Annotated in this window: 26 protein-coding genes and 1 pseudogene; 12 read left to right on the forward strand and 15 right to left on the reverse strand. The window is 63.7% G+C overall.

The annotated features are described in order from the left end of the window. Positions 1–36: 36 nt before the first annotated feature. Entirely contained in the window at positions 37–822 is a 786-nt protein-coding gene (locus CAG41_RS27705; RefSeq protein WP_085707742.1) for a DeoR/GlpR family DNA-binding transcription regulator, read from the reverse strand. Positions 823–1,029: 207 nt separating this feature from the next. Here CAG41_RS27705 and CAG41_RS28510 point away from each other — a divergent pair, with 207 nt between their 5' ends. Beyond that, positions 1,030–1,380 (forward strand): hypothetical protein, encoded by a 351-nt coding sequence (locus CAG41_RS28510; protein WP_139831359.1) that lies wholly within the window; start codon positions 1,030–1,032, stop codon positions 1,378–1,380. Positions 1,381–1,577: 197 nt separating this feature from the next. On the opposite strand, the gene CAG41_RS27715 is transcribed toward CAG41_RS28510, so the two are convergent. Next, positions 1,578–2,471: a LysR family transcriptional regulator gene (locus tag CAG41_RS27715; protein ID WP_170930313.1), complete on the reverse strand. Its 894-nt coding sequence runs from the start codon at positions 2,469–2,471 to the stop codon at positions 1,578–1,580. Positions 2,472–2,557: 86 nt separating this feature from the next. Here CAG41_RS27715 and CAG41_RS27720 point away from each other — a divergent pair, with 86 nt between their 5' ends. Then, entirely contained in the window at positions 2,558–3,334 is a 777-nt protein-coding gene (locus tag CAG41_RS27720) for an NAD(P)H-dependent oxidoreductase (protein WP_085583348.1), read from the forward strand. Positions 3,335–3,397: 63 nt separating this feature from the next. Here the strand turns inward: CAG41_RS27720 and CAG41_RS27725 are convergent, their stop codons facing one another. Genes CAG41_RS27725 through CAG41_RS27735 form a run of 3 tightly spaced genes read right to left on the reverse strand, consistent with a single transcriptional unit; the run spans position 3,398 to position 4,940 of the window. Further along, positions 3,398–4,075: a DUF5710 domain-containing protein gene (locus tag CAG41_RS27725; protein WP_085583346.1), complete on the reverse strand. Its 678-nt coding sequence runs from the start codon at positions 4,073–4,075 to the stop codon at positions 3,398–3,400. Between the two features lie 38 nt (positions 4,076–4,113). Further along, positions 4,114–4,536 carry an HD domain-containing protein gene (locus tag CAG41_RS27730; RefSeq protein WP_085583344.1) on the reverse strand — a complete coding sequence of 141 codons (423 nt, stop codon included), beginning with the start codon at positions 4,534–4,536 and terminating at the stop codon, positions 4,114–4,116. 14 nt (positions 4,537–4,550) lie between these two features. After that, entirely contained in the window at positions 4,551–4,940 is a 390-nt protein-coding gene (locus tag CAG41_RS27735; protein ID WP_085634079.1) for a hypothetical protein, read from the reverse strand. 160 nt (positions 4,941–5,100) lie between these two features. Here CAG41_RS27735 and CAG41_RS27740 point away from each other — a divergent pair, with 160 nt between their 5' ends. Next, on the forward strand, positions 5,101–5,532 hold the full coding sequence (locus CAG41_RS27740) for a hypothetical protein (protein WP_085634078.1): 432 nt from the start codon (positions 5,101–5,103) through the stop codon (positions 5,530–5,532). A 182-nt stretch (positions 5,533–5,714) separates the two neighbouring features. Here CAG41_RS27740 and CAG41_RS27745 read toward each other — a convergent pair whose 3' ends face one another. From CAG41_RS27745 to CAG41_RS27765, 5 genes are all read right to left on the reverse strand, one after another. Then, entirely contained in the window at positions 5,715–6,437 is a 723-nt protein-coding gene (locus CAG41_RS27745) for a hypothetical protein (RefSeq protein WP_085583338.1), read from the reverse strand. A 25-nt stretch (positions 6,438–6,462) separates the two neighbouring features. Further along, complete coding sequence (locus tag CAG41_RS27750) at positions 6,463–7,011, reverse strand: cupin domain-containing protein (protein ID WP_011333561.1); 549 nt, start codon at positions 7,009–7,011, stop codon at positions 6,463–6,465. A gap of 431 nt (positions 7,012–7,442) precedes the next feature. Then, positions 7,443–8,726 carry an FAD-binding oxidoreductase gene (locus tag CAG41_RS27755; RefSeq protein ID WP_085583336.1) on the reverse strand — a complete coding sequence of 428 codons (1,284 nt, stop codon included), beginning with the start codon at positions 8,724–8,726 and terminating at the stop codon, positions 7,443–7,445. A 56-nt stretch (positions 8,727–8,782) separates the two neighbouring features. After that, positions 8,783–10,273, reverse strand: coding sequence for an aldehyde dehydrogenase (locus CAG41_RS27760; RefSeq protein ID WP_085583334.1), 1,491 nt, complete (start codon positions 10,271–10,273; stop codon positions 8,783–8,785). Positions 10,274–10,352: 79 nt separating this feature from the next. Beyond that, positions 10,353–11,729: a glutamine synthetase family protein gene (locus tag CAG41_RS27765; RefSeq protein ID WP_085583332.1), complete on the reverse strand. Its 1,377-nt coding sequence runs from the start codon at positions 11,727–11,729 to the stop codon at positions 10,353–10,355. Between the two features lie 282 nt (positions 11,730–12,011). Here CAG41_RS27765 and CAG41_RS27770 point away from each other — a divergent pair, with 282 nt between their 5' ends. The 5 genes from CAG41_RS27770 to CAG41_RS27790 all read left to right on the forward strand — a co-directional run bounded on the left by CAG41_RS27770 (position 12,012) and on the right by CAG41_RS27790 (position 17,274). Then, the gene (locus tag CAG41_RS27770; RefSeq protein ID WP_085583330.1) at positions 12,012–12,773 is read left to right on the forward strand and encodes a gamma-glutamyl-gamma-aminobutyrate hydrolase family protein; all 762 of its coding nucleotides are present in this window, start codon (positions 12,012–12,014) and stop codon (positions 12,771–12,773) included. A gap of 371 nt (positions 12,774–13,144) precedes the next feature. Continuing rightward, the gene (locus tag CAG41_RS27775) at positions 13,145–14,287 is read left to right on the forward strand and encodes an ABC transporter ATP-binding protein (RefSeq protein WP_085583328.1); all 1,143 of its coding nucleotides are present in this window, start codon (positions 13,145–13,147) and stop codon (positions 14,285–14,287) included. A gap of 29 nt (positions 14,288–14,316) precedes the next feature. Beyond that, positions 14,317–15,198 (forward strand): ABC transporter permease subunit, encoded by an 882-nt coding sequence (locus CAG41_RS27780; protein WP_170930314.1) that lies wholly within the window; start codon positions 14,317–14,319, stop codon positions 15,196–15,198. Beyond that, on the forward strand, positions 15,195–16,070 hold the full coding sequence (locus tag CAG41_RS27785; RefSeq protein ID WP_085583324.1) for an ABC transporter permease subunit: 876 nt from the start codon (positions 15,195–15,197) through the stop codon (positions 16,068–16,070). Before CAG41_RS27780 ends, CAG41_RS27785 begins: the two co-directional genes overlap by 4 nt. A gap of 106 nt (positions 16,071–16,176) precedes the next feature. Continuing rightward, complete coding sequence (locus tag CAG41_RS27790) at positions 16,177–17,274, forward strand: polyamine ABC transporter substrate-binding protein (protein ID WP_085583322.1); 1,098 nt, start codon at positions 16,177–16,179, stop codon at positions 17,272–17,274. A gap of 172 nt (positions 17,275–17,446) precedes the next feature. On the opposite strand, the gene thpR is transcribed toward CAG41_RS27790, so the two are convergent. Next, positions 17,447–17,986 carry an RNA 2',3'-cyclic phosphodiesterase gene (thpR, locus tag CAG41_RS27795; RefSeq protein WP_085707743.1) on the reverse strand — a complete coding sequence of 180 codons (540 nt, stop codon included), beginning with the start codon at positions 17,984–17,986 and terminating at the stop codon, positions 17,447–17,449. A 109-nt stretch (positions 17,987–18,095) separates the two neighbouring features. Between thpR and CAG41_RS27800 the strand changes: the two genes are divergently transcribed. Next, positions 18,096–18,290, forward strand: a complete 195-nt coding sequence (locus tag CAG41_RS27800) for a hypothetical protein (RefSeq protein WP_085583318.1) — start codon at positions 18,096–18,098, stop codon at positions 18,288–18,290. Positions 18,291–18,686: 396 nt separating this feature from the next. Here CAG41_RS27800 and CAG41_RS27805 read toward each other — a convergent pair whose 3' ends face one another. Then, a complete protein-coding gene (locus CAG41_RS27805; RefSeq protein ID WP_085634075.1) occupies positions 18,687–19,040 on the reverse strand; it encodes a DUF1428 domain-containing protein in 354 nt (117 codons plus the stop codon). Between the two features lie 2 nt (positions 19,041–19,042). Beyond that, entirely contained in the window at positions 19,043–20,122 is a 1,080-nt protein-coding gene (locus CAG41_RS27810) for a hypothetical protein (protein WP_085634074.1), read from the reverse strand. 288 nt (positions 20,123–20,410) lie between these two features. Between CAG41_RS27810 and CAG41_RS27815 the strand changes: the two genes are divergently transcribed. After that, complete coding sequence (locus CAG41_RS27815) at positions 20,411–20,683, forward strand: hypothetical protein (RefSeq protein ID WP_085583312.1); 273 nt, start codon at positions 20,411–20,413, stop codon at positions 20,681–20,683. A 43-nt stretch (positions 20,684–20,726) separates the two neighbouring features. On the opposite strand, the gene CAG41_RS27820 is transcribed toward CAG41_RS27815, so the two are convergent. Then, entirely contained in the window at positions 20,727–20,936 is a 210-nt protein-coding gene (locus CAG41_RS27820) for a hypothetical protein (RefSeq protein WP_085583310.1), read from the reverse strand. A gap of 149 nt (positions 20,937–21,085) precedes the next feature. After that, a pseudogene (locus CAG41_RS27825) lies at positions 21,086–21,916 on the reverse strand (aldo/keto reductase); the annotation flags it as partial. A gap of 85 nt (positions 21,917–22,001) precedes the next feature. Between CAG41_RS27825 and CAG41_RS27830 the strand changes: the two are divergent. Both CAG41_RS27830 and CAG41_RS27835 read left to right on the forward strand, forming a co-directional pair. Next, positions 22,002–22,772 (forward strand): alpha/beta hydrolase, encoded by a 771-nt coding sequence (locus CAG41_RS27830; RefSeq protein ID WP_085707744.1) that lies wholly within the window; start codon positions 22,002–22,004, stop codon positions 22,770–22,772. A gap of 338 nt (positions 22,773–23,110) precedes the next feature. Continuing rightward, positions 23,111–23,977, forward strand: coding sequence for a CAP domain-containing protein (locus CAG41_RS27835; protein ID WP_085634072.1), 867 nt, complete (start codon positions 23,111–23,113; stop codon positions 23,975–23,977). Positions 23,978–24,193: the final 216 nt, after the last annotated feature.

Raw genomic sequence — 24,193 nt, forward strand, 5'->3', positions numbered from 1 at the left:
TGCTGGCGATGGGGCCCTCGCCCCCACCGCAACACCTCAGTCAGGCAACTGCTCCACCGCAATCCCCAGCCGCCGGTAATCCTCCACACTGCCCGACGCCACATGCCGCTCGGTGATCAACGTGTGCAGCCGCTCGCAGGGCGCCACCACGAACGGCTCCACCGCACCGAGCTTGTCCGCCGTGGTCACGGCGATCACCTGCGCCGCGCTGTCGAGCAACGCCTGCTTCACCGGCACTTCATCAAAGTGCAGCGAGGTGATCCCCACCTGCGGATGAATCGCGCACACCCCGGTGAACGCCAGGTCCGCCTTGATCGAACCGATCAGGCGCAACGCCTCCTGGCCGCCGGCGGACAAGGTCTTCGGGTTGAGCTGCCCGCCCGCCAGAATCACCTTCACCCCTTGGTATTCGGACAGCGCGACCGCCGTCATCGGTGCAGCGGTCACCGCGGTGATGCGGATGTCCGCCGGCAGCGAACGCGCCACCTGCAGGGTGGTCGAGCCGGAATCGAACATGACGATTTGCCCGTCGCGCACCTTCTGCGCGGCGTATCTGGCCAGTCGGACCTTCACCTCGTCGATCTCGTCCAGGCGGGTGAGGAAATCCTTGCCGGTGTCTTTCGGCCGGGGCAGCGCCCCGCCGTGCACCCGCTGCACCAACCCGGCGCTGTCGAGCTCGGCCAGGTCGCGGCGGATGGTGTCTTCGGATACCGCGAAGTGCTGGCTCAGCTCGGAGGCCATGACCTTGCCGTCACGTTCGAGGATCAAGAGGATTTTCTGGCGGCGCAGGGACGGGAGTTCGGCGGCGGAATGGTCGTGCATGGTTTTGCCTGATTTTGCGTTTTCTTGCAAGATTAGCCGCCACAAGGCAGAAGCACAATGACCTACGCATCACCGGCTACCGCGTTAGCGCAAGGAATGCTAACGACCTGTCAAACCTGACAGGTCAAAGAACGCCGCTACCGACTTAACATGCCCTGACATAAGCACCTGGCAGCCATTGCCTGCCGATTACATGAGGAGAAACTCATGCCTGGGCTCAACAAGACATTAGCCGCCGTGTTTCTTGTCGGGGTCGTGTCGGCAAACGCAACTCTGACACGAGCCGATGTATGTGAAGATGCCTGGAAAACCTCATCAGCCAGCAAGACCTGTGACCTGAAGAGGATGACCATGCAACTTCCGGAAAGCTCGTTCGACGAAGACCGCTTCTGCCTGGTCGAGGCTTCTTGCCTGACCGGAGACACCCGTCAGGAAAATCCCGGAGCTTTTGCGACGCGTCAGATCTACGTCCGCAGTGACTACACCGCCAGACCCTACTTGCAGCAAGTTCCGAACCTGGTGAATTGCAAAGGCGTGCTGAAACTCAATCGGTGCTGAATGTGCAGGTGCCGACCGGGCGGCGTTATCAATGACTTCGATCATTGGAATCACGCATCCGAATTTTTTCTTTTGCGCAGGCCTAGGCACAATGGCGCCGTCAAAAAACGCTTAGGATTAGCCCGCCATGAACCTCAATTTCGCTTTCGCCTGCATGATCGTCGTGTCGTTCGCCATCGCCCTCGGCCACGCGTGATTCAGACGGACGCCGCCAGGTGCTCGCGCAACCACTTGTGCGCCGGGTCGCGGTGCGAGCGCTCGGCCCAGAGCATCGCCATCTCATAGCCCGGCACCGCCAGCGGCGGCTCTACCGCTTGCAGGGTTGAGCTGTCGCGGACCAGCCGCGACGGCAGCATCGCCACCAGATCGGTGCTCGCCAGCACCGATTTGAGCAACAGGAAGTGCGGCACCGACAGCACCACCCTTCTCGACAGCCCCGCCTCTGCCAACGCCTTGTCCGTCACCCCGAAAAAGCCCCCGCCTTCCGGCGACACCAGCACGTGCTCCAGCGCGCAGAAGCGCTCGCGGGTCAGTTCGCCCTGCAGGCCAGGATGGCCGATGCGGCCGGCCAGCACGTAACGCTCGGTGAACAGCGCCCGGCGGTGCAGTTCCAGCGGCGCGTCTTCGCTGGTGTGCAGCGCCAGATCGATCATGCCCTGCTCCGCCTGCTTGACCAGATGCTGCGGCGACAGGTCCAGCACCGCCAGCCGCGTGCCCGGCGCCTGGGCGCGCAGGCCGCCTAGCGCCGGGAGCAGCACGGTCGATTCGCCGTAGTCCGACGCCGCGACCTTCCAGGTGTTGTGCGCCTTCGCCGGTTCGAACGGGCTGGCCGGCGCCACCGCCCTCTCCAACGCCTCCAGCGCCTCGCGCAACGGTTCGCGCAACTCGTCGGCCCGTGCCGTCGGGCGCATGCCCCTGGGGCCCGGCAGCAGCAACGGGTCGCCGAAGATCTCGCGCAGCTTGGCCAGGTGCACGCTCACCGAGGGCTGCGACAGGTTCAGCCGCTCGGCGGCGCGGGTGACGTTGTGCTCCGACAACAGCACGTCGAGGGTCAGCAGCAGGTTGATATCCAGCCGTCGCAAATTATTCACTGCTATACCTGATATGTCAGAGATTCATTTCCACTATACCGGCTGGATGCCGATCCTGCTTTCACCCAATCAAGGAGCGTTTCCCCATGAATGTGCTGATGGTCTATGCCCACCCCGAACCGCAATCGCTCAACGGCGCCCTCAAGGACTTCACCGTCCGCCACCTGGAAGCCGCCGGCCACACCGTGCAGGTGTCCGACCTCTACGCGATGAACTGGAAGGCCGCGATCGACGGCGACGACAGCCCCGAACGCGACCGCAGTGCGCCCTTCGAACCGTCGCGCGACTCCAAGCGTGCCTACCGGGACGGCACACAAGCGGCCGACATCGCCCGCGAGCAGGAAAAACTGCTGTGGGCCGACACCCTGATCCTGCAGTTCCCGCTGTGGTGGTTCTCTATGCCGGCGATTCTCAAGGGCTGGGTCGAACGGGTCTACGCCTGCGGCTTTGCCTACGGCGTGGGCGAACACTCCGAGAGCCGCTGGGGCGAGCGCTACGGCGAAGGCAACCTGAAAGGCAAGCGGGCGATGCTGGTGGTGACCGCGGGCGGCTGGGACTCGCACTACGGCCCGCGCGGCATCAACGGGCCTATCGACGACCTGCTGTTCCCGATCCAGCACGGGGTGCTGTACTACCCCGGCTTCGATGTGCTGCCGCCGTTCGTGGTGTACCGCACCGGGCGGATGGACGAGGCGCGGTTTGCCCGCACCTGCGACGAACTGGGCTCACGGCTGGATGAGCTGTGGAGCACCCGGCCGATTGCGTTCCGGCAGCAGAACGGCGGGGATTACGAGATTCCTTCGTTGACGCTCAAAGAGGATGTGGCGCCGGAGCGTACGGGGTTTGCTGCTCACCTGCGCTGACCTGCACGGGTCATGCTCACGTATCCCAGTGCTACGTCTGCATGACCCGCAATGAATGGGCAATCAACCGTTCTTGAGTCGCATGCAATCCATGAAGTCTTCGGTCGCCCATCCGACGCTGCCGTTGCCATCGAAGCGCTCATTGATCAAGTGCAGTGTCATTGAGGACGCTGCCTGCGCAGACATCGGGAAAAACGCACCGCCTGGCTCACTGTGCATGAAAAAGTCGCCCAGTTTGGCAGAGCAATGTTCACAGTGATTCATGTAGTAAATCGCTCCCGCCATCTTGCTGTGATCGGGCTGGTAGCGAGTGGAGTAGGTACGAAGTTGTTTGATGACCGATGGCGACAATGTCCTGATGTTTGACAACCCGACCCGGACCCCGTGACTTACCCAGTAGCCCAATCCGCTTTCCAGGGAAAAGCCGGTGTCCTCGTCCTCTTCGGCATATTCGAATTGCTCGTGCTCCTCCGGGAGCTTGAATGAGAAAACGCGGGTGGGGCAGTAGCACTTCCAGCACTCCGTTGACGACTGCAAGATGAAATAGTACGGGGAGCGCAGGTAAAACTCCGGCTCATGCTCCAGACCGGGCTCCTCCGGTCGAGGCAACCAACGTGCAAAAGCCTCAGTGCTCACACCCTCCGGCACAAACCAGGTCTTTGCTTGGGCATCCCACCGCGCGCCCAGCAACTTGGCTTGATCCTTTTCCGCATACGGTACCTTCAAATCTATCCGTGCCATCTACCGCTCTCTTCTTCCATGTTTGAATCAAACTGCCGTCAGGATCGCAACCGGCCGATCGCCCGCCGGTACTTCTCGATCCGCTCAAGATCCTCCCACCCCGGCGAGGCGATCCGCGACAGGTCGCTGTTCTCTTCCAGGTCCGCCAGCTTCACCGCCCGCCCGATGGGGTTCAGGGCCACCCGCTCGATGAAGTCCTCGTAGGCTTCGCCCGGCACTTTGGTCACCGATTCGATGGCCGTCAGCACCGTTTCGCTGAACCCCTCCTTGCGCAGATCGTCGAGGCTGACATCGCAGTCCTCGACCACATCGTGGAGCACGGCGACGATGCGTTCCTCCAGGCTGCTCATGCGCAACATGACTTTCAGAGGATGCAGAATGTACGGCGCCCCGCCCTTGTCCACTTGCCCCGCATGGGCCGTGGCGGCGATGGCGATGGCGCGTTCCAGCGTTTGAGTCATGGGATGTCCTCGGTTCAGACGCCGTACCGGCCGCCGACGTGAATGTTGCGTTTAAGCCAACTGCCGACGGCCTTCAACCGCCCCACCGGTTTTGCCGGCTCGGCGTAGCGCTGGAGGATCAACGAAACCAGGGCGGCCTGATCCGCCATCGGCTGCGCATCGATCAACTCGGCCACCCACGGGCAACCGGCTCTCTTGAGATGTACGCGCCACTCGCCGGGCCAGTCGTCCAGTTCGTCCAGCGCCAACCACCGCACCCCGCCCTGCTCCGCATGCCCGCCGCCGATGGATTGCTCGAAACAGAACGGCGTGCCCGGGCGGGACAGGTCGAGGCTGAAAATATAGACGTCCTGGGTGAGGTGCTGCGTGGTGGGGGCGTTGTTGCGGCTGCCGATGGTGATCATGGCGGTTGTCCGATCCTTGGGGATGCTGTCAGTCTGCAATTGTTCCCTGTCTGTCCGGTCGGCGCAACGGCACAACCCCGATGGAACCTCCCCGGCGAGCCCGCTCTCGAAACCATAGGCGCCCCTCCATGACCCGACATGGCGCCAAGGGAGAGCTCCGATGAACATCCGACCCCTGTTCCTGATTGCCGCATCCTGCGTGATCCCCACCTGCGTCTCGGCCCAGGGCTGTGATGTCCTGACCCGTTCCTCCAGCGCTTCGGTCCCTGCCGTGGAAACCCACAGCTGCTACGAATACGAAGGCATGCCCGCCGGTGCCATCGACTGGTCCTGCAGCAACGAAAGCAAGGACATGCTCAACAGCACCAAGAAAAAGGTCGAGCACTGCGCCGATGGCTACCGGGCCTCGTGCATCGCGACCCTCACCCAGGAATCCCTGGCTAATCCGCATTCCACCAGTAAGGACAAGAGCGCCAAATCGCTGAACATTCCCGACCGTGCGCAGGTGAGCACCTATTACTACAGCGCGGAGGATCTGGCCCAGGCGAAAACCGATTGCGAAAATGGCGGCGGGCACTGGAAATTGAAGTGAGCGAGCTTGCGGCTTGCCAGGACAGCCCCGTAACGTCACCACCAATCGCCAGAGTTTCGGCTCAGGGCGTGAGTGATGTGTTTGGAGTTATAGAGCAACGAGGGTTCGATGTTCTTGGCCAGAACATTTGAAGATGCCGGTCTTACACAAATAAATCCGTCACTTTTCTACTTGTCACTTTTCTACTTGGCTGCCCGCGAGCAAAACATCTTCTGGGCAAGTTCGATGTGGCCCGAGCAATACATTTTCTTCGCGATGTCGTTCGTGAGCTTGTAGCGCCTCAAGTGGCCGACATCACCCTCAATCAATAGATCGAGCTCTGCCTTGACCTCTGAAAAGTGGATCGCCGCGTATTTTTTTCCCAACGAACTCAGCCGGATGGAGTCCTGCTTGATGGTCCAGGTCGGCACAACAAAGAATTCCCAGTTGTTCAGATCGCGAATGTCCTGGGTCTCCTGCTTATCGTCCTTGAAATGCGCAAGGATAAAAAAGTCAGACCAGCGGCGATAAATCTCGATGGCCTTTCCATAAGGCTTTGAAATGTAGTTGTTCCACACATACCCTTGCCGGGGCTCAAGATCGAACTTTACGTTCTTGCTGCCGCTGGAAGTGGACTTGACCTCGATCCCCCAGCCAAAGCGGGTGCTGTGGCAATGGTTCTTAAAGTCTGGGGAAAAATCCGGAACACCCCTGCCGTAGGTCAGATCCACCACGTCCCAGTCCTTGCGGGTCTTGTAGTGTTCTGCAAGGGTGCGATCCGAACAAAGCGCCAGGTAGACCAGGTACTCCGCGAAATTGCCACGGGAGGTCGGCGACTTCAGGTCGGCATAACACCACTGCCATGCATCCAGCAATGTCGCGCTGGCGATGCGCGTGTTGGTAAAGGGGGAATGTAACTCAAGCATCAGGCTTGTCACTCTCCCTTAAACATCAGAAGTTAGCCGGCGTATTCGCACTAATAATCTCCGCCTCATCCGCCCCGATATTCCGGAACTTATGCGGCAGCGTAGTCGGGAAGTAGTACCCGTCCCCCGCGCTCAGCACGCTCACCTGCCCGTCCACCGTCAGTTCCACGGTGCCACGGGTCACCAAGCCGCACTCTTCGCCTTCGGCGTGCACGATCGGCTCTTCGCCGGAGCTCGCGCCCGGCGCGTACTGTTCGCGCAGCAGGCGCATCTGGCGGCTGGGGACGGAGGCGCCGATCAGCAGCAGGCGCAGGCCGTGGCGGCCGAGGTCAGGTTGTTCGTTGGCGCGGAAGACGTATTGGTGTTCGCGCGGGGGCTGGTCGAAGGTGAAGAAGTCAGCCAGGGACATCGGTATGCCTTCGAGCAGCTTTTTCAGCGAGCTGACGGAAGGGCTGACGCGATTCTGTTCGATCAGGGAGATGGTGGCATTGGTCACGCCGCTACGCCGGGCCAGCTCGCGCTGGGAGAGTTTGTAGCTTTCGCGTACTAGTTTGAGTCGAGAACCCGTATCCATGACAGCCTTATGTTGAGGTACTTAAGGGCAATGGGGGTGGGTGGCGGGTGACGCGCCGGGGGCGCGGATCACGTTGCTCCCGTGTCCCGGAACCGTGAAAGGCGGCTATTAAATCACGTTTGGTGGTGTTGCTCAGCAGGTTCGATGGACGGTGGGTGAAATGAGCCTGCCGGGGGTGAACCCGAAGTAAATGCAGGGCCTGTGGGAGCTGGCTTGCCAGCGATTCGATGGCACTTTCAACATCATTTTTGCTGATAGACCGCTATTGCTAGTCGAATCGTCGCGCCGCAGCGCCCACAGGTTTTTGGGGTTTCAGTGGGATAGGCGGTGCCTGGGCTGACCTCATCGCTTGCAGGCAAGCGCCTAAAGGGGTGTGGGTTTGCGGGCAAAAACCGGCGGCGCCTGTGCGGGGCCGCCGCCGGGGAGGTAAATCAGATGCCGAAACGGTCGCGCAGCGAGTAGTACGCGGCGCCCATGGCGGTGAGCGGGGCCTGGAAGGTGCGGCCGCCGAACATCGGCATGTGCGGCAGGGAAGCGAAGGCGTCGAAGCGTTCGGCGTCGCCGCGGATCATTTCCGAGATCAGCTTGCCGGCCAGGTGCGAGCAAGTGACGCCGTGGCCGCTGTAGCCCTGCATGTAGTAGGCGTTCTTCTCGATGCGGCCGAACTGCGGCATGCGCGACATGGTCAGCAGGAAGTTGCCGGTCCAGCGGTAGTCGATCTTCACGTCCTTGAGCTGCGGGAAGGTCTTGAGGATCTTCGGGCGGATCAGGGTTTCGATGTCGTCCGGCTCGCGGGCGCCGTAGACCACGCCGCCGCCGTACAGCAGCCGGTTGTCCGCGGTGAGGCGGTAGTAGTCGAGCAGGTAGTTGCAGTCCTCGACGCAGTAGTTGTTGGTGATCAGGCTGCGGGCCTGCTTCTCGGTCAACGGTTCGGTGACGCAGATCTGCGAGCCGCACGGCATGCTCTTGGCCGTCACGCGGTTGTCCAGGCCCTGCGGCAGGTAGGCGTTGCCGGCGATCAGCAGGTACTTGGCGCGCACCTGGCCTTTGGCGGTGCGCACGACATTGGGCTCACCGTACTTGATTTCCACGGCGGCGGACTGCTCGTAGATCTTGCCGCCCAGGCGCACGATGGCCGCGGCTTCGCCGAGGGCCAGGTTCAGCGGGTGGATGTGGCCGCCCTGCATGTCCAGCAGACCGCCGACGTAGGCGTCGGAGCCGACTTCACGACGGATGTCCGCCGCGTCCAGCAGCTTGAGGTTGCGGTTGCCGTAGCGCTCCCAGCTGCGCTTCTGCTCGGCGAGGCCCTTGAGCTGCTTCTTGTTCATCGCCGCGAAGATGCCGCCGGGGCGGTAGTCGCATTGGATGTCGTATTGCTTGATGCGCGAACGGATGATGTCGGCGCCTTCGAAGATCATGCTGCCGAGGATCTCGGCGGTCTTGTCGCCGTAGCGCGCCTCGATCACATCGACGTCGCGGCTGTAGGAGTTGACCAGTTGCCCGCCGTTGCGGCCGCTGGCGCCGTAGCCGACCTTCGCCGCTTCCAGCACCGTCACCTTGTAGCCGGCCTCGGTCAGGAACAGCGCCGAGGACAGGCCGGTGTAGCCGGCGCCGATGATGCAGACATCGCAGTCCACCGCTTCTTCCAGGGTCGGAAAGTCGATGGTTTCGTGGCGGGTGGCCGCGTAGTAGCTGTTGACGTGTTGCTGTTTCATTTTATTGTTCTCCGAGGGCCGCCGGCACGTGCCGGCGGCCGCCGCTGCAAAATAGGTCAGAGCTTGATCCAGGTCGCTTTCAGCTCGGTGTACTTGTCGAAGGCGTGCAGCGACTTGTCGCGGCCGTTGCCCGACTGCTTGAAGCCGCCGAACGGCGCGGTCATGTCGCCGCCGTCGTACTGGTTGACCCACACGCTGCCGGCGCGCAGGCCACGGGCGAAGGTGTGGGCCTTGCTCAGGTTGCTCGTCCAGACCCCGGCGGCGAGGCCGAAGATGCTGTCGTTGGCGATCTGCAGCGCCTCTTCGACGGTGTCGAAGGTGATCAGCGACAGCACCGGGCCGAAGATCTCTTCGCGGGCGATGGTCATGGCGTTGGTCACGCCGTCGAAGATCGCCGGCTGCACATACAGGCCGCCGGTCTCTTCGAGGGTGCGCTGGCCGCCGGCGATCAGTTCGGCGCCCTGCTCCCGGCCGATGCCGATGTAGCGCAGGACGTTGTCCAGCTGCCGCTGATCGACCACCGCGCCGACGGTGGTGGCCGGGTCGAGGGCGTGGCCGGGTTTCCACGCTTGCAGCGCTTCCACCAGCAGCGGGATGAATTGCTCGCGAATCGAACGCTCCACCAGCAGACGCGAGCCGGCGGTGCAGACTTCGCCCTGGTTGAAGGCGATGGCGCTCGCCGCCGCTTGTGCGGCCGCGCGCAGGTCCGGCGCATCGGCGAACACCACGTTGGGGCTCTTGCCGCCGGCTTCGAGCCACACGCGTTTCATGTTGCTTTGGCCGGCGTAGATCATCAGTTGCTTGGCGATGGCCGTGGAGCCGGTGAAGGCCAGCACGTCGACGTCCATGTGCAGCGCCAGCGCCTTGCCGACGGTGTGGCCGAAGCCCGGCAGGACGTTGAACACGCCTTTGGGAATGCCCGCGTCCAGCGCCAGTTGCGCGATGCGGATCGCGGTCAGCGGGGACTTCTCCGACGGTTTGAGGATGAACGAGTTGCCGGCGGCCAGGGCCGGGGCGAACTTCCAGCTGGCCATGATCAGCGGGAAGTTCCACGGCACGATGGCCGCGACCACGCCGGACGGCTCGCGGGTCACCAGGCCCAGTTGATCGTGGGGCGTGGCGGCGACTTCGTCGTAGATCTTGTCGATGGCCTCGGCGCTCCAGCGGATCGCGTTGGCGGTCGCCGGCACGTCGATGCTCATCGAGTCGCTGATCGGCTTGCCCATGTCGAGGGTTTCCAGCAGCGCCAGTTCTTCCTGGTGCTCAAGGATCAGATCGGCGAAACGGATCAGGATGCGCTTGCGTTCGGCCGGGGCCTTGTTGGCCCAGACGCCGGAATTGAAGGTCTGACGGGCGACTTCGACGGCAAGGTTAGCGTCGGCTTCGTCGGTGCTGGCCACGGACGCCAGGAAGCGGCCGTCGACCGGGCTCAGGCATTCGAACGTGGCGCCGCCGATGGCCGGGCGGTACTCGCCGTTGATGAAGGCGCGGCCTTCGAGGGTCAGGGACTGGAAACGCTGTTCCCAGTCGTTGCGGGTCATGGTCATGGCTGTGGCTCCCACAGGGAATGGAGTGTTCTTTCGGACTTGTGGTTTGCGCCGGACACTGTGGATCCGGCGGTGGTCTTCAGACCGTATGCAGGTACCAGTTGTACTCAAGGTCGGAGATCGAGTTCTCGAACTCGGCCAGTTCGCTTTCCTTGCACGCGACGAACACGTCGATGTACATCGGGTCGATGTACCGGGCCATGACTTCGCTGTCGTCCAGCACCCGCAGCGCGTCGCGCAGGTTGTTCGGCAGGCTCTGTTCGTTCTGCTCGTAGCTGTTGCCTTCGGTCGGCGCCGGCGGCTCGATCTTGTTGGTCAGGCCGTGGTGCACGCCCGCCAGCACCGACGCCATCAGCAGGTACGGGTTGGCGTCGGCGCCGGCCACGCGGTGTTCGATGCGCACGGCGTCCGGCGAGCCGGTCGGCACACGCACGGCCACGGTGCGGTTGTCGATGCCCCAGCTCGGCGAGTTCGGCACGTAGAACTGCGCGCCGAAACGACGGTACGAGTTGACGTTCGGGCAGAGGAAGGCCATCTGCGCCGGCAGGGTCTCCAGCACACCGCCGATCGCGTGACGCAGCGCGGCGTTCTGCTCGGGATCCTCGCTGGCGAAGATGTTGTTGCCTTCCTTGTCCAGGATCGAAATGTGCACGTGCAGACCGTTGCCCGCCTGGCCCGGGTACGGCTTGGCCATGAAGGTGGTGTCCATCTCGTGGTCGTAGGCGATGTTCTTCACCAGACGCTTGAGCAGGATCGCGTATTCGCACGCCTTGATCGGGTCGGACACGTGGTGCAGGTTGACTTCGAACTGCGCCGGGGCGCTTTCCTTGACGATGGCGTCGGCAGGGATGCCCTGCTCTTTCGCGCCTTCGAGGATGTCTTGCAGGCAGTCGACGTATTCGTCGAGGTCGTCGATCAGGTAGACCTGGGTCGACACCGGGCGCTTGCCCGACACCGGCGAACGCGGCGACTGCGGACGGCCGTTCACGTTGTCCTGGTCGATCAGGTAGAACTCAAGCTCGAACGCGGCGCAGATGGTCAGGCCCAGTTCGTCGAACTTGCGCACCACGTTGGCCAGCACTTCGCGCGGGTCGGCGAAGAACGGCTCGCCTTCGAGTTCATGCATGGTCATCAGCAGTTGGGCGGTCGGACGCTTCTGCCATGGCTCGATGCTGAGGGTGCCGGGAATCGGGTAGCAGATGCGGTCCGCGTCGCCGATGTCCAGGCCAAGGCCGGTGCTCTCGACGGTGGAACCGTTGATGTCGAGGGCAAAGAGCGAAGCCGGCAGGTTGATGCCTTTCTCGTAGACCTTGTGAAGACTGGTGCGCTCGATGCGCTTGCCGCGCACCACACCGTTCATGTCTGCAATCAGAAGGTCGACGTACAAAACCTCAGGATGTTTCTTAAGGAATGCGTTTGCTTCGTTGAGTTGAACGGCACGCAGAGGGACCGACATGATGCACCTATTTAGCTGTTAATTATTATGTTCACTGCTGTTTCGCGGAGCCAGTCAACCCGAACGGCAAAGTGAAGTCAATAGCGAACACAGGGCCGTTCAGCGTTTATTTTTCGGGCTTTTTTTAACATTCGCATGCCGACGCAGGCGCCAGAGCGGCGGAAATCCTGAAGATTGGATGAACGGCGTTTAGAATTTTTTACATGGCAGTTGTTAATTAAAATAAACGCGGCTAAGCTCCGGAAAAGCTCGTTCAAGTGTCAAACTTCGAGGTGAATAAAAATGGCATTCAAGCCATTGATCGGCGTTACTGCGTGCGTCAAACAGATCGGCCTGCACCCCTACCACATCAGCGGCGACAAGTACGTGCGTGCTGTCAGCGTCGCGGCGCAGGGGCTGCCGGTGGTCATTCCTTCCCTGGGCGGACTGACGGAGATCGGCGACCTGCTCGGTCAGCTCGACGGCCTGCTGCTCACCGGCTCGCCCTCCAACGTGGAACCCTTCCACTATCAGGGCCCGGCCAGCGCTCCCGGCACGGATCACGATCCGGCGCGGGACGCCACCACTCTTCCCCTATTGCGTGCGGCCATTGCGGCGGGCGTTCCGGTGCTCGGCATCTGCCGCGGCTTCCAGGAAATGAACGTGGCCTTCGGCGGCAGCCTGCACCAGAAGGTGCATGAGCTGCCGGGCATGCTCGACCACCGCGAAGCCGACAGCCCGGATGTCGCCGTGCAGTACGCCCCGGCCCATGCCGTGACGGTGCTGGCCGGCGGCGTGTTCGAGGCGCTGGAGCTGCCGGGCGAATTTCAGGTCAACTCCATCCACAGCCAAGGCATCGACCGCCTCGCCCCCGGCCTGCGCGCCGAAGCGGTGGCGCCGGACGGTCTGATCGAGGCGGTGTCGGTCGAGCACAGCCCGACGTTCGCCGTCGGCGTGCAATGGCATCCGGAGTGGCAGGTGCTGGACAACCCGCCCTACCTGAAGATTTTCCAGGCGTTCGGCGCGGCCTGCCGGCAACGTGCGGCGCAGCGCCACCAGCGCTGACCTCCCCCGTAGACGCAACACCCTTTACTGCCCCCACGGGAGCGGCGGCTGTGCGTGTGCACATCCGTCACCCGTGAAAACAACGAAACCGCAATAACAACAAGTACGACCAGGCAGCCAGGACGGCGGCGCCGAACAAGCCGGATCGGCAGGAGTGTCGGCAATCGGATCGATGCAAAACCCTGTGGGAGCTGGCTTGCCAGCGATGAGGCCTTCACCCTCGACATTGAGGGTGACTGACCCGCCGCCATCGCTGGCAAGCCAGCTCCCACAGGGGGATGCGGTCCGAGAGGAATGACTCCAAACGATCTGCAATCCACTTTTGAGCCAGGCCATTTGGCCCGGCGACTGAAACCTGTTGGGAGTTTCACATGGCAAACGCCTCCAGCACTTACAGGAAGGCCCTTGAAGGTCATCAGCAACCGAAGAAGGTTCTGGTGAAAGTCGATCGCGTCACCAAGAAATTCGACGAAACCACCGCCGTGGACGACGTGTCCCTGGAGATCCATCAGGGCGAGATCTTCGCCCTGCTCGGCGGCTCTGGTTCCGGCAAGTCGACCCTGCTGCGCATGCTCGCCGGTTTCGAGCGTCCCACCGACGGGCGGATCCTGCTCGACGGCGTGGACATCACCGACATGCCGCCGTACGAACGACCGATCAACATGATGTTCCAGTCCTATGCGCTGTTTCCGCACATGACGGTGGCGCAGAACATCGCCTTCGGCCTCAAGCAGGACCGTTTGCCGGCCAGCGAGATCGACGCCCGCGTCGAAGAGATGCTGCGCCTGGTGCACATGACCCAATACGCCAAGCGCAAGCCGCACCAACTGTCCGGCGGTCAGCGCCAGCGCGTGGCCCTGGCCCGTTCGCTGGCCAAGCGGCCCAAGCTGCTGCTGCTCGACGAACCGATGGGCGCGCTGGACAAGAAGCTGCGCTCGCAGATGCAGCTGGAGCTGGTGGAGATCATCGAGCGCGTGGGCGTGACCTGCGTGATGGTGACCCACGACCAGGAAGAGGCCATGACCATGGCCGAGCGCATCGCGATCATGCACCTGGGCTGGATCGCCCAGGTCGGCAGCCCGGTGGACATCTATGAGGCGCCGGTCAACCGCATGGTCTGCGAATTCATCGGCAACGTGAACGCCTTCGACGGTACCGTGGTGGAAGACCTCGAAGGCCACGCGATCATTCACAGCCCCGACCTTGCGCAGAAGATCTACGTCGGCCACGGCGTCAGTACTTCGGTGCAGGACAAATCGATCACCTACGCGATCCGTCCGGAAAAGATGCTGGTCAGTTCCCTCAAGCCCGAAGCCCGCTACAACTGGTCCGAAGGCAAGGTGCACGACATCGCCTACCTCGGCGGCCACTCGGTGTTCTACGTCGAGCTGCCCGGCGGCAAGATCGTCCAGTCGTTCATGGCCAACGCCGAACGCCGCGGCGCACGGCCGACCTGGGACGACAAGGTCTACGTGTGGTGGGAAGACGACAGCGGCGTGGTGCTGCGCTCATGAGCACTCTCAATCAGCGGCTCATGCGGTGGGTGCCCAGCGGACGCAAGTTCGTCATCGGGATTCCTTTCATCTGGCTGTTCCTGTTCTTCATGCTGCCGTTCTTCCTGGTGATGAAGATCAGCTTCTCGGAAGCGGCCCTGTCGATTCCGCCCTACTCGGAGATCTACACCTACGCCGAGCAGAAATTCCAGCTGTTCCTCAACATCGGCAACTACAGCATGCTCGGCGAAGACGAGCTGTACCTGTCGGCCTACCTCGGTTCGCTGAAGGTCGCGCTGCTCAGCACGCTGATGTGCCTGGTGATCGGTTTTCCGATGGCCTACGCGATCACCAAGGCCAGCAAGGAAGCGCAGAACGTCCTGCTGCTGTTGATCATGATGCCGACCTGGACCGCGATCCTGATCCGCGTGTACGCGTGGATGGGCATCCTCAGCAACAACGGCCTGCTCAATGCGTTCCTGATGTGGACGGGGCTGACCGATCACCCGATCGAGATCCTCAACACCAACACGGCGGTCTATATCGGTGTCGTGTATGCGTACCTGCCGTTCATGGTGCTGCCGCTCTACGCCAACCTGGTCAAGCACGACGCCAGCCTGCTTGAGGCCGCGCAGGACCTGGGTTCGAGCAACTTCAACAACTTCTGGAAAATCACCGTGCCGCTGGCCAAGAACGGCATCATCGCCGGCTGCATGCTGGTGTTCATCCCGGTGGTGGGCGAGTTCGTCATTCCGGAACTGCTGGGCGGCCCGGAAACCCTGATGATCGGCCGCGTGCTGTGGCAGGAGTTCTTCAATAACCGCGACTGGCCGGTGGCGTCCGCCCTGGCGGTGGTGATGCTGCTGATCCTGATTGTGCCGATCCTGCTGTTCAACCGCAGCCAGGCCAAAGAGATGGAGGGACGGGGATGAAACGTTTCGGATTTTCCAAGTTCATGCTGATCTTCGGCCTGACGTTCATTTACCTGCCGATGCTGATCCTGGTGATCTACTCGTTCAACGCCTCTAAGCTTGTGACGGTGTGGGGCGGCTGGTCGGTGAAGTGGTACGCCGGCCTGCTCGACAACACCCAGCTGATGGGCTCGGTGGTGCGCTCGCTGGAGATCGCCTGCTACACCGCGATCGCCGCCGTGGCGCTCGGTACGCTGGCGGCGTTCGTGCTGACCCGCGTCACCCGCTTCAAGGGCCGCACGCTGTTCGGCGGCCTGGTCACCGCGCCGCTGGTGATGCCTGAGGTGATCACCGGCCTGTCGCTGCTGTTGCTGTTTGTGGCCATGGCACAATTGATCGGCTGGCCCCAGGAGCGCGGCATCGTCACCATCTGGATCGCCCACACCACGTTCTGCGCGGCCTACGTGGCGGTGGTGGTGTCGGCGCGCCTGCGCGAGCTGGACCTGTCGATCGAAGAAGCGGCGATGGATCTGGGCGCCAAGCCGTTCAAGGTGTTCTTCCTGATCACCATCCCGATGATCGCGCCGTCGCTGGCGGCGGGCGGCATGATGTCGTTCGCCCTGTCGCTGGACGACCTGGTGCTGGCCAGCTTCGTGTCCGGCCCCGGCTCGACCACGCTGCCGATGGAAGTGTTCTCGGCGGTGCGCCTGGGCGTGAAGCCTGAGATCAACGCCGTGGCCAGCCTGATCCTGCTGGCGGTGTCGCTGGTGACGTTCCTGGTCTGGTACTTCGGCCGCAAGGCGGAAGCCAACCGCAAGCGCGCGATCCAGGAAGCCATGGACCAGACGGCCAACGAGTCCTGGCAACAGCCGCAGCGCGCGGCGACGGCCTGACGACTGCGGGAGCCTCACTGTCATGACTGTGGCGAGGGGGCTTGCTCCCTCGCCACAGGGTTTTATCCGCAATGTGTTTTTGAACAAGAAAAATGGAGTTTCACCGATGAAAATGTTTGGCAGGACTCTGCTGACACTGTCCTTATTGGGCGCAATCGCCACGGGCGCCCAGGCCAACGACAAGGTGCTGCGCGTCTACAACTGGTCCGACTACATCGCCCCCGACACCGTCAAGAAGTTCGAGGACGAGACCGGCATCCAGGTGACCTACGACGTGTTCGACAGCAACGAGACCCTGGAGGCGCGTCTGCTGGCGGGCAAGTCCGGCTACGACATCGTCGTGCCGTCCAACAGCTTTCTGGCCAAGCAGGTGAAGGCCGGGGTCTACCAGACCCTGGACAAATCCAAGCTGCCGAACTGGAAGAACCTCAACCCGGTGCTGCTCAAGAACGCCGCCGCCAGCGATCCGGACAACGCCCATGCCTTCCCGTACATGTGGGGCTCGATCGGCATCGGCTTCAACCCGGACAAGGTGCGCGAAGTGCTCGGCAAGAACGCGCCGGTCAATTCCTGGGATCTGCTGTTCAAGCCAGAGAACGCCGAGAAGCTCAAGGCCTGCGGAATCAGCTTCCTCGACTCGCCGACCGAGATGCTCCCGGCCGCCCTGCACTACCTGGGCTACCCGGTGAACGACAAAGACGCCCGGCACATCGCCGAGGCCGAAGCGCTGTTCATGAAGATCCGTCCGTCGGTGGCGTATTTCCATTCGTCCAAGTACATCTCGGACCTGGCCAACGGCAACATCTGCGTGGCCGTCGGCTACTCCGGCGACGTGCTGCAGGCCAAGGCCCGCGCCGAAGAGGCCGGCAACAAGGTGACGATCGACTACAGCATCCCCAAGGAAGGCGCCGGCAGCTTCTACGACATGGTCGCGATTCCCCGCGATGCGGCCAACGTCGAGAACGCCTACCTGTTCATGAACTTCCTGATGCGCCCGGACATCATCGCCGAGATCACCAACAGCATCGGCTACAGCAACGCCAACCAGGCCGCCACGCCGCTGGTGGACGAAGCGATCCGCAACGATCCGGGCTCGTATCCGCCGCAGGAAGTGATGGCCACGCTGTACGCGGTGCCGGACCAGCCGATCGCCACGCAGCGGATCATGACCCGAGGCTGGACGCGGGTGAAGCTCGGCAAGTGAACCTGCGGGAGCGAGCAGGCTCGCTCCCGCAAGGGATGCAGCAGGATTCAAGACAACGGTTTCCCGTTCATGCAGCGCCTTACCACCGCTGCACCCTCTCTCTGAACGGCCTCACCTGGCACTCCTCGGTTCAGGTGAATTCAGGCGCCCTCGGGCGCCTTTTTTTGTCGGTTCAGGCCAGCGGCCATTCGGCCAGGGCGCGGTAGCGGCCCTTGTGGGATTCGAACAAGGCGAAGCGCTCGGCCCGCAGGAAGAATTCCGGCGGCGTGGCGGATTCCGGGACGGGTTCGCGAAAGTCGCGCATCAGGGTCAGGTGCGGCCGAAATTCCCGGGGCGGCTCTTCGAAACCGAACGGCAGCATCGCCTGCTCCAGCGCGTACACCAGCCGCAGCAGCGCCGGCGGTGCCTGTTCCGGCGCCAGCGACAGCACACCGGCCTTGCGCCACACCTGCAAGCGGTCCAGCGAAATCCTCAGCGCAGTTCCCGGCGTGCTCACCTTGGCGGCCGCTTCGCACACCGGCGCAATCTGCGCCAACGGCACCGCGCCGAGAAACAGCAGCGTCAGGTGAAAGTTGTCCGCCGGCACCGGTTTGCCGGCCCTCAGGTTCAAGGCGCTGCGCCATTGGGCAATGGCCTTGCGCTGCACCGGCGGGCAGTCCAGGGCAAAGAACAGCCGCTTGAACGGTTGATCCCCAGGTAAATCGTCCTTCATGGCCCTTCTCCTTCGCGGGTCGTGATCCTGTGGATTCTACACGGCCGTTTTCTGGCGCCCCGCGACATGAAGGTTATAGTTCAGGGATGGCCATCGACCGGAGACCGCCATGCGCGAGATCCTCAGCAAAGAACCCTGGTGGGCCCGACCGCCGAATCCCGGGCAGGACGAAACCGAACTGGAATGGGGCTGGCTGGTGCACTACAGCGAAGGCGAGCCGCGCTTCGAATTCATCCACGAGCGGCCGACGGACGAACAGATCCGCTTGCGCAAGAGCTGCCGGATCACACCGTCGGCAGAGTAGGCCTGAGCCATTGCCCGACGCAAATCCTGTGGGCGCTTGCCTGCAAGCGATACGGCCAGCACTGCTGGCATCTCCGGTGCCTGATCCACCGCCATCGCCAGCAGGCTGGCTCCCACAGAGGATTGCGGGTATCCGCAGTATCTTTGTTCACCACAAAAACCTGTGGGAGCTGGCTTGCCAGCGATGAGGCCAGCACTGCCGACATTTGTGGAGCCTGACCCGCCGCCATCGCCAGCAGGCTGGCTCCCACAAGAGATCCCGGCACACCGCAAAACCTGTGGGCGCTGCGGTGCGACGATTCGACTTGCCAGCGATGAGGTCGGCACTGCCAACATCTGTGGAGACTGATCCACCGCCGTCGCAGGCAAGCCAGCTTCCACGGAGATGCGGTGGGCTTCAGGATTCGACGAGGTGCCTGAAGCCGCCGAAGATCATGCGCTGGCCGTCGAACCCCATCGGGTTGGCGTCCGGCTGCATGCGCGGGTCGTCCATCATTTTGGCCATGCCGGCGTCGCGGGTCGCCTTGTCCGGCCAGATCAGCCAGCCTGCGGACACGGTTTCGCCTTCCTTGAGCTTCACCGCCATCGGGAACGACGTGACCTTGCCGTCCGGCACGTCATCGCCCCAGCACTGCACAACGTCCTGGGCGCCGTATTCCTTGAACAGTTTCGCGGCGACCGCACAGTGCTTTTCATATTGCCCGCGGTTGGCGTTCGGCACGGGCGCCACAAAGATATCGATGTAAGCCATGGTCATTCTCCTTGAGGATCGGGTTGGATCTGCTGACTGGTCGATTCCGGCGGCCGCCATTCGACACGCTGGAGGCCCTGCCCGACCGACGGCTCTTCGCGGCCGCCCAGGCTGCCCTCGACCTGCCCCGCGATGTGCAGCGTGCCGGCCATGACGCCGGTCGTCGGGTTCTGCACCAGTTTCAGCCAGGCCTTGTCGAACGTGTTGCCCAGGCTGCTGCGGATCAGCGCTTCGCTGTCCGGCCGGTCGTTGGCCTGGATGATCGCGCGGATGCCCGCCACGCCCACGGAGATCAGCGCCCCGGCGAGTTTCCCCGCCGCGGCCGCCACCGCGCCGGCGGCGCCGCGCGGGGCCATTTCCGCTTCCATGCGCTGGCTGGCGCGCCGGGCCACCGGGGCCATGCCGGCATCGGTCGAGGCGATGCCCTTGGCGCCGCCGTCGGTGTGGATCTTGTCGATCAGCGCGGCGTAGGCCGGCAAGGTGTTCAACGGTTCGGTGCTGATGACCTGGTACAGCGACGCATCCCGGGCCGGCGGCGGCCCGAGGGCGATGGCGGGAATCTTCTGCAGGCGCCCGTTGAGTTGGGCGACGGGCACGCCGTGACGCTGGGCGATGAGCGGCATCTGCTTCGCCATCTGCTGCGCATAGAACGCCGTGGACTGACCGAGGATCGCGTCCGGGTCGATCTCCACGGCCACCGGCGCCAGTACCCTTTCCAGATACTGATCAAGCAGATACGCCGCCAGGCGCTTGGCCGACGCGTCCTGTTCGCCGCCGGCGCTGATCGTGTACCAGCTGACTTTCATCGACAGCCATTCCTGGGTCCAGTAGCTACTGAACCACGGAATGAAATTTTCTTCAGTTTGCTGATAGACCCGAGTGCGCCAATGTTCCATCGAACCCCGGGCGAACAGCTTGACCTGCTCGGTGGCCTGCTGCGACGCGCTGAGGATTTCCCGGTCAATCTGTTGCCAGGTGGCGGGCGAGACCACCACCGCCGGCGCGCTGACCGGGGCCCGCGCCGACGTGGCGCAGCCGGCCAGCAGAAACAGTGCGGCGACGGCCAGCGCGCGCAGGTTCACGGTGGTGTCCTTCAGGGAGCCGGGGCGGTATGCGTTTGAGTATAGGTGGGCCGGTCAGCGGTGAGGGGGATGTGCAGGCCCTGTCGCGAGCAGGCTCGCTCCCACAGGAGATTGCCGTGCTGCTCAAAGGGTGAAGGCCAGCCTGCTGGCGATCGAAGGGCCGACAGGCTCACCGCCACACCCGAACCATCATTGCCGTCGATGTTCACCATTACGACGATTGCCTTCCGCGCAAGGGTCGCCTGGCGCAGGATTCACCCAACCGCAACACATCGAGGAGTCAACACCATGAGCCACCCCGTCACCCTCGCCGTGAGCTTCCCGGTGTTCGGCAGCAACTACTATGACCAGCACGCGGTGTCGCGCAAGGCACAGGCACTGGTGTTCAACGAAGATTTCGAAGATCTGCTGATGCCCGCCGCCAGTCATCATTTCAGCAACGGCGTGGTGGGCCTCAACGATCAGTTCCGTTTTCTGAGCGACATTCTCGCCACCCATCTGCTGGATCTCGAGGCCTCGGTGCCTGCGCGTTCCCGCGTCCGGGCGAGCGCTCACTTTTAATGCCAAGGGCGCTCCCGGCCGGGAGCGCCCTCTTTGCGTTCACTCAATCGTCGTTGTCGTCGCGGTCGCGGTGATGACGACGCCACTCGCGCCGGTCGTCGCGGTCATCCCAGCGCCGGTCGTGGTCGTAGTAGCGGCCACGGTCGCGGTCGTAATACCCGCCATGGCGGTAGTCATCATCAAAATCCGCGACACAGCCGCCCAGCAGGACGGCGGCGGAAACGGTCAGCAGCAAGGTTGTTGCAGGCTTCATTCAGGGCTTCCCAAAACCAGGGTCAAGACGACGGAATCGGCCGGCGCTGCCCTCGCCTCTTGGCCCGGTGCGCGCCGCCGCAGATACGACCGGGCAAACCGCCGATGATTCAGCGGGTGCCCGCCACCGTCTGTCGTCTCGTGCCGTTCTCAGCCCACCAGCGCGATCAATTGCTGACGCTGCGCGTCGGTCAGCGTCAGCCCGAACCCGGCACCGGCGTTGTCGGCCATGCTGCGCGGGTTGCCGGTGCCGGGAATCACGCAGGTGACCGCCGGGTGGGCCAGCAGAAACTTGAGCAGCAACTGCGGCCAACTCGTGACCTGGACCTGCGAAGCCCACCCCGGCAGCGGTCGGCCCCGCAGCCGCTCCAGCAGCGCGCCGCCGCCGAACGGCCGGTTGCAGATCACCGCCACCCCGCGCTCGCGGCACAACGGCAGGATGCGTTTTTCCACGGCGCGGTCGTCGAGGGCGTAGTTGATCTGCAGGAAGTCCACCTGTTCGGCCCTCAACACCGCTTCGACCTCGTCATGGGCCGACGGCGCGTAATGGGTGATGCCGATGTAGCGGATGCGCCCCCGGGCCTTCCAGTCGCGCAAGGTCGGCAGGTGGGTCTGCCAGTCCAGCAGGTTGTGGATCTGCATCAGGTCGACGCAGTCGGTGCGCAGCAGACGCAAGGAGCGCTCCATCTGCGCGATGCCCTCTTCTCGGCCGCGAGTCCAGACCTTGGTGGCCAGAAAGGCCGGCGAGCGCGGTTCGTGAATCGACAGCAGCCCGCCGACGGTCTCTTCGGCGCGGCCGTACATGGGCGAGCTGTCGATGACCGTCCCGCCCTTGCTGAACAGCTCGCCGAGCACCGCCGGCAAGGGCCGGTGCAGCGGATCGCCCGGCGCAGCGTCGAAGGCGCGGTAGGTACCCAGCCCTACCGTCGGCAGCGCTTCGCAGGTCGAGGGGATGGCGCGGGTCTGCATGGTCTGGCCTCCTGCGGCACTGAGCGAGGCGCTGGGGCGAGGGTTCGCTGGGCTACACTGCGACAACCCGCCTGCGCGCCCCGTTAAAGTTAGCCGAATGTCACGAACCCTGATGTCACTCGTCGCCTTGGCCGTCGCCGCGTACCTGATCCTGTGCGCGGCGCTGTTCGTGTTCCAGCGCGCGCTGATCTATTTCCCCCAGCCTGCGGCGGTGGACTCGCCGGATACGCGACTGACGCTGTCCACGCCGGACGCCGACATCCGTGTGAGCGTCCGGGAACACCCCGGCCCCAAGGCGCTGATCTACTTCGGCGGCAATGCCGAGGACGTTTCGCTCAGCCTGTCGGCGCTTGCCCGGGCCTTTCCCGGTCAGGCCGTGTATCTGCTGCACTACCGGGGTTATGGCGGCAGCGGCGGTTCCCCCTCCGAAGAAGCCATTGCCCGGGATGCCCTGGCGCTGTTCGACCGGGTGTACGCCAGCCATCCCCAGATCGCGCTGATCGGGCGCAGCCTCGGTTCCGGCGTCGCCGTCCGGCTGGCCAGCCAGCGGCCCGTGCAGCGTTTGATCCTGGTCACGCCCTACAACAACCTTGAGGAACTCGCCGCCCGCCAGTACCCGTGGGCGCCGGTCAAGTGGCTGCTCAAGGACCGTTTCGAGTCCGGCCGCTACGCAGCGCACATCCAGGTGCCGACACTGCTGCTGGCGGCGAGCGACGACGAGGTGATTCCCCGCGCCAGCACCGAGCGGCTGCTGCGCAGCTTTCCCGAGGGCGTGGCGACGCTCAGGGTGATCGCGCCTGCAGGGCACAACTCGATTGCCGAGCGGCCGGAGTACCTGGAATGGATGGGCGAGGCGCTGAACCGCTGAGGGTTGCCGGGCGGTGACGGTGGCGTTGCTTCCACAGGATTCGGGGAATCGACACAGAACCTGTGGGAGCAACTGTCTTGGCTACACCCTGCGGCGCCTGAACGGTCGCCATCGCCAGCAGGCTGGCTCCCACAAGGGATCCCGGTGGCCCGCAGGATCCCAGTGCCAGAGAAAACACCGCAACGGCCTACAGGAACGCCCGTCCCAGACACTTCGTCGGCCCGCCGCGATTCTCACCGCCGCCCCGTGAACCAAGCCTCAAAAGCCCAGTCCTACCCGCGCCGCCTTTCGCGGTTCATTTCACTAAAGCGCCGTCCCCCTTAAGAGCCGCCCCTTCCATGCGCCACGCCGTTCGTCCGTCCCGCTTCGTTCCGCTGTGCCTGCTATTCCTCTCGCCGCTGCTTGCCGCCCCCGCCCATGCCGGTGCGGAACGACAATTGGCAACCGCCATCAACGACTTGCGCGCCCACCCCCAACGATGCGACCGCCGCCCGACGCAACGCCTGGCGCCGCTGGCGCTCAAGCAGGATCTGGCCCTGCCCATCGGCTACGGTTATGGCGGCGGGTTGCGCGAGCGCCTGAAGGGTCAAGGGTACGCGGCGGTGTCGGTGCGCAGCATCCGGATCGTCGGGGCCGAAGACGCCGACGAGGCGTTCGACCAATTGCAGGACGACCACTGCGGCGCCCTGCTCGACGCCCAGTACGCCGACATCGGCATCAGCCGCGCCCGCAACGAATGGCAAGTGGTGCTGGCGCGGCCGGTGCTCGACAGCCGGGTGGGCGACAACCGCAGCGTCGGCAAGGCCCTGCTGGCCGAGGTCAACGCGGCCCGCTCCCGCCCGCGGATGTGCGGGCGCCAGCGGTTCGCCGCCGCCCGCCCCTTGAGCTGGAACCCGGCCCTCGGCGCCGCCGCCCAAGGGCACAGCAAGGCCATGGCCTACGGCAACTACTTCGCCCACCGCGACCCCGACGGCGACATGCCCTCCGACCGCGCCCGCGCCGCCGGCTACCGCGGACGGCAGATCGGCGAAAACATCGCCGCCGGCCAAGGCTCGCCGGGCAAGGCCATGGCCGGCTGGCTCGCCAGCCCCGGCCACTGCGCCAACCTGATGAACCCGATGTTCACCCAGGTCGGCGCCGGGTTCGCCAGCGATGTGCGCAGCGATCAAGGGGTGTACTGGACGATGCTGTTCGGCGCGCCTTGACCGACCCTGACGCAGGCGCGCAAAGGCGTTCAATGACGCAAGCCCGTTTCATCGTTTTTTGATAGCATCCGGGCTTTCATGCACCCTCAGTGCTGCTATTCCAAGGAACGGATTCAAGCATGCTGGACGCCAACGCTACGCACATCACCCTCACCCTCGAAGGCGCCAACGCGGACTTCCAGGTGCTCAGCTTCACCGGCCGCGAAGCCCTCAACC

Origin of the sequence: Pseudomonas sp. B35(2017), from assembly GCF_002113645.1 — a bacterium.
Taxonomy (GTDB): Bacteria; Pseudomonadota; Gammaproteobacteria; order Pseudomonadales; family Pseudomonadaceae; genus Aquipseudomonas; species Aquipseudomonas ekonensis.

Bases quoted from the DNA above. Each gene is read 5' to 3' on its own strand.
- CAG41_RS27760 (WP_085583334.1), bottom strand. From the start codon at position 10,273: ATGACCATGACCCGCAACGACTGGGAACAGCGTTTCCAGTCCCTGACC.
- CAG41_RS27740 (WP_085634078.1), top strand. From the start codon at position 5,101: ATGAACATCCGACCCCTGTTCCTGATTGCCGCATCCTGCGTGATCCCC.
- CAG41_RS27755 (WP_085583336.1), bottom strand. From the start codon at position 8,726: ATGAAACAGCAACACGTCAACAGCTACTACGCGGCCACCCGCCACGAA.
- CAG41_RS27815 (WP_085583312.1), top strand. From the start codon at position 20,411: ATGAGCCACCCCGTCACCCTCGCCGTGAGCTTCCCGGTGTTCGGCAGC.
- CAG41_RS27800 (WP_085583318.1), top strand. From the start codon at position 18,096: ATGCGCGAGATCCTCAGCAAAGAACCCTGGTGGGCCCGACCGCCGAAT.
- CAG41_RS27765 (WP_085583332.1), bottom strand. From the start codon at position 11,729: ATGTCGGTCCCTCTGCGTGCCGTTCAACTCAACGAAGCAAACGCATTC.
- CAG41_RS27805 (WP_085634075.1), bottom strand. From the start codon at position 19,040: ATGGCTTACATCGATATCTTTGTGGCGCCCGTGCCGAACGCCAACCGC.
- CAG41_RS27835 (WP_085634072.1), top strand. From the start codon at position 23,111: ATGCGCCACGCCGTTCGTCCGTCCCGCTTCGTTCCGCTGTGCCTGCTA.
- CAG41_RS27735 (WP_085634079.1), bottom strand. From the start codon at position 4,940: ATGATCACCATCGGCAGCCGCAACAACGCCCCCACCACGCAGCACCTC.
- CAG41_RS27705 (WP_085707742.1), bottom strand. From the start codon at position 822: ATGCACGACCATTCCGCCGCCGAACTCCCGTCCCTGCGCCGCCAGAAA.
- CAG41_RS27720 (WP_085583348.1), top strand. From the start codon at position 2,558: ATGAATGTGCTGATGGTCTATGCCCACCCCGAACCGCAATCGCTCAAC.
- CAG41_RS27830 (WP_085707744.1), top strand. From the start codon at position 22,002: ATGTCACGAACCCTGATGTCACTCGTCGCCTTGGCCGTCGCCGCGTAC.
- CAG41_RS27785 (WP_085583324.1), top strand. From the start codon at position 15,195: ATGAAACGTTTCGGATTTTCCAAGTTCATGCTGATCTTCGGCCTGACG.
- CAG41_RS27750 (WP_011333561.1), bottom strand. From the start codon at position 7,011: ATGGATACGGGTTCTCGACTCAAACTAGTACGCGAAAGCTACAAACTC.
- CAG41_RS27745 (WP_085583338.1), bottom strand. From the start codon at position 6,437: ATGCTTGAGTTACATTCCCCCTTTACCAACACGCGCATCGCCAGCGCG.
- CAG41_RS27725 (WP_085583346.1), bottom strand. From the start codon at position 4,075: ATGGCACGGATAGATTTGAAGGTACCGTATGCGGAAAAGGATCAAGCC.
- CAG41_RS27770 (WP_085583330.1), top strand. From the start codon at position 12,012: ATGGCATTCAAGCCATTGATCGGCGTTACTGCGTGCGTCAAACAGATC.
- CAG41_RS27775 (WP_085583328.1), top strand. From the start codon at position 13,145: ATGGCAAACGCCTCCAGCACTTACAGGAAGGCCCTTGAAGGTCATCAG.
- CAG41_RS27790 (WP_085583322.1), top strand. From the start codon at position 16,177: ATGAAAATGTTTGGCAGGACTCTGCTGACACTGTCCTTATTGGGCGCA.
- thpR (WP_085707743.1), bottom strand. From the start codon at position 17,986: ATGAAGGACGATTTACCTGGGGATCAACCGTTCAAGCGGCTGTTCTTT.
- CAG41_RS28510 (WP_139831359.1), top strand. From the start codon at position 1,030: ATGCCTGGGCTCAACAAGACATTAGCCGCCGTGTTTCTTGTCGGGGTC.
- CAG41_RS27730 (WP_085583344.1), bottom strand. From the start codon at position 4,536: ATGACTCAAACGCTGGAACGCGCCATCGCCATCGCCGCCACGGCCCAT.
- CAG41_RS27820 (WP_085583310.1), bottom strand. From the start codon at position 20,936: ATGAAGCCTGCAACAACCTTGCTGCTGACCGTTTCCGCCGCCGTCCTG.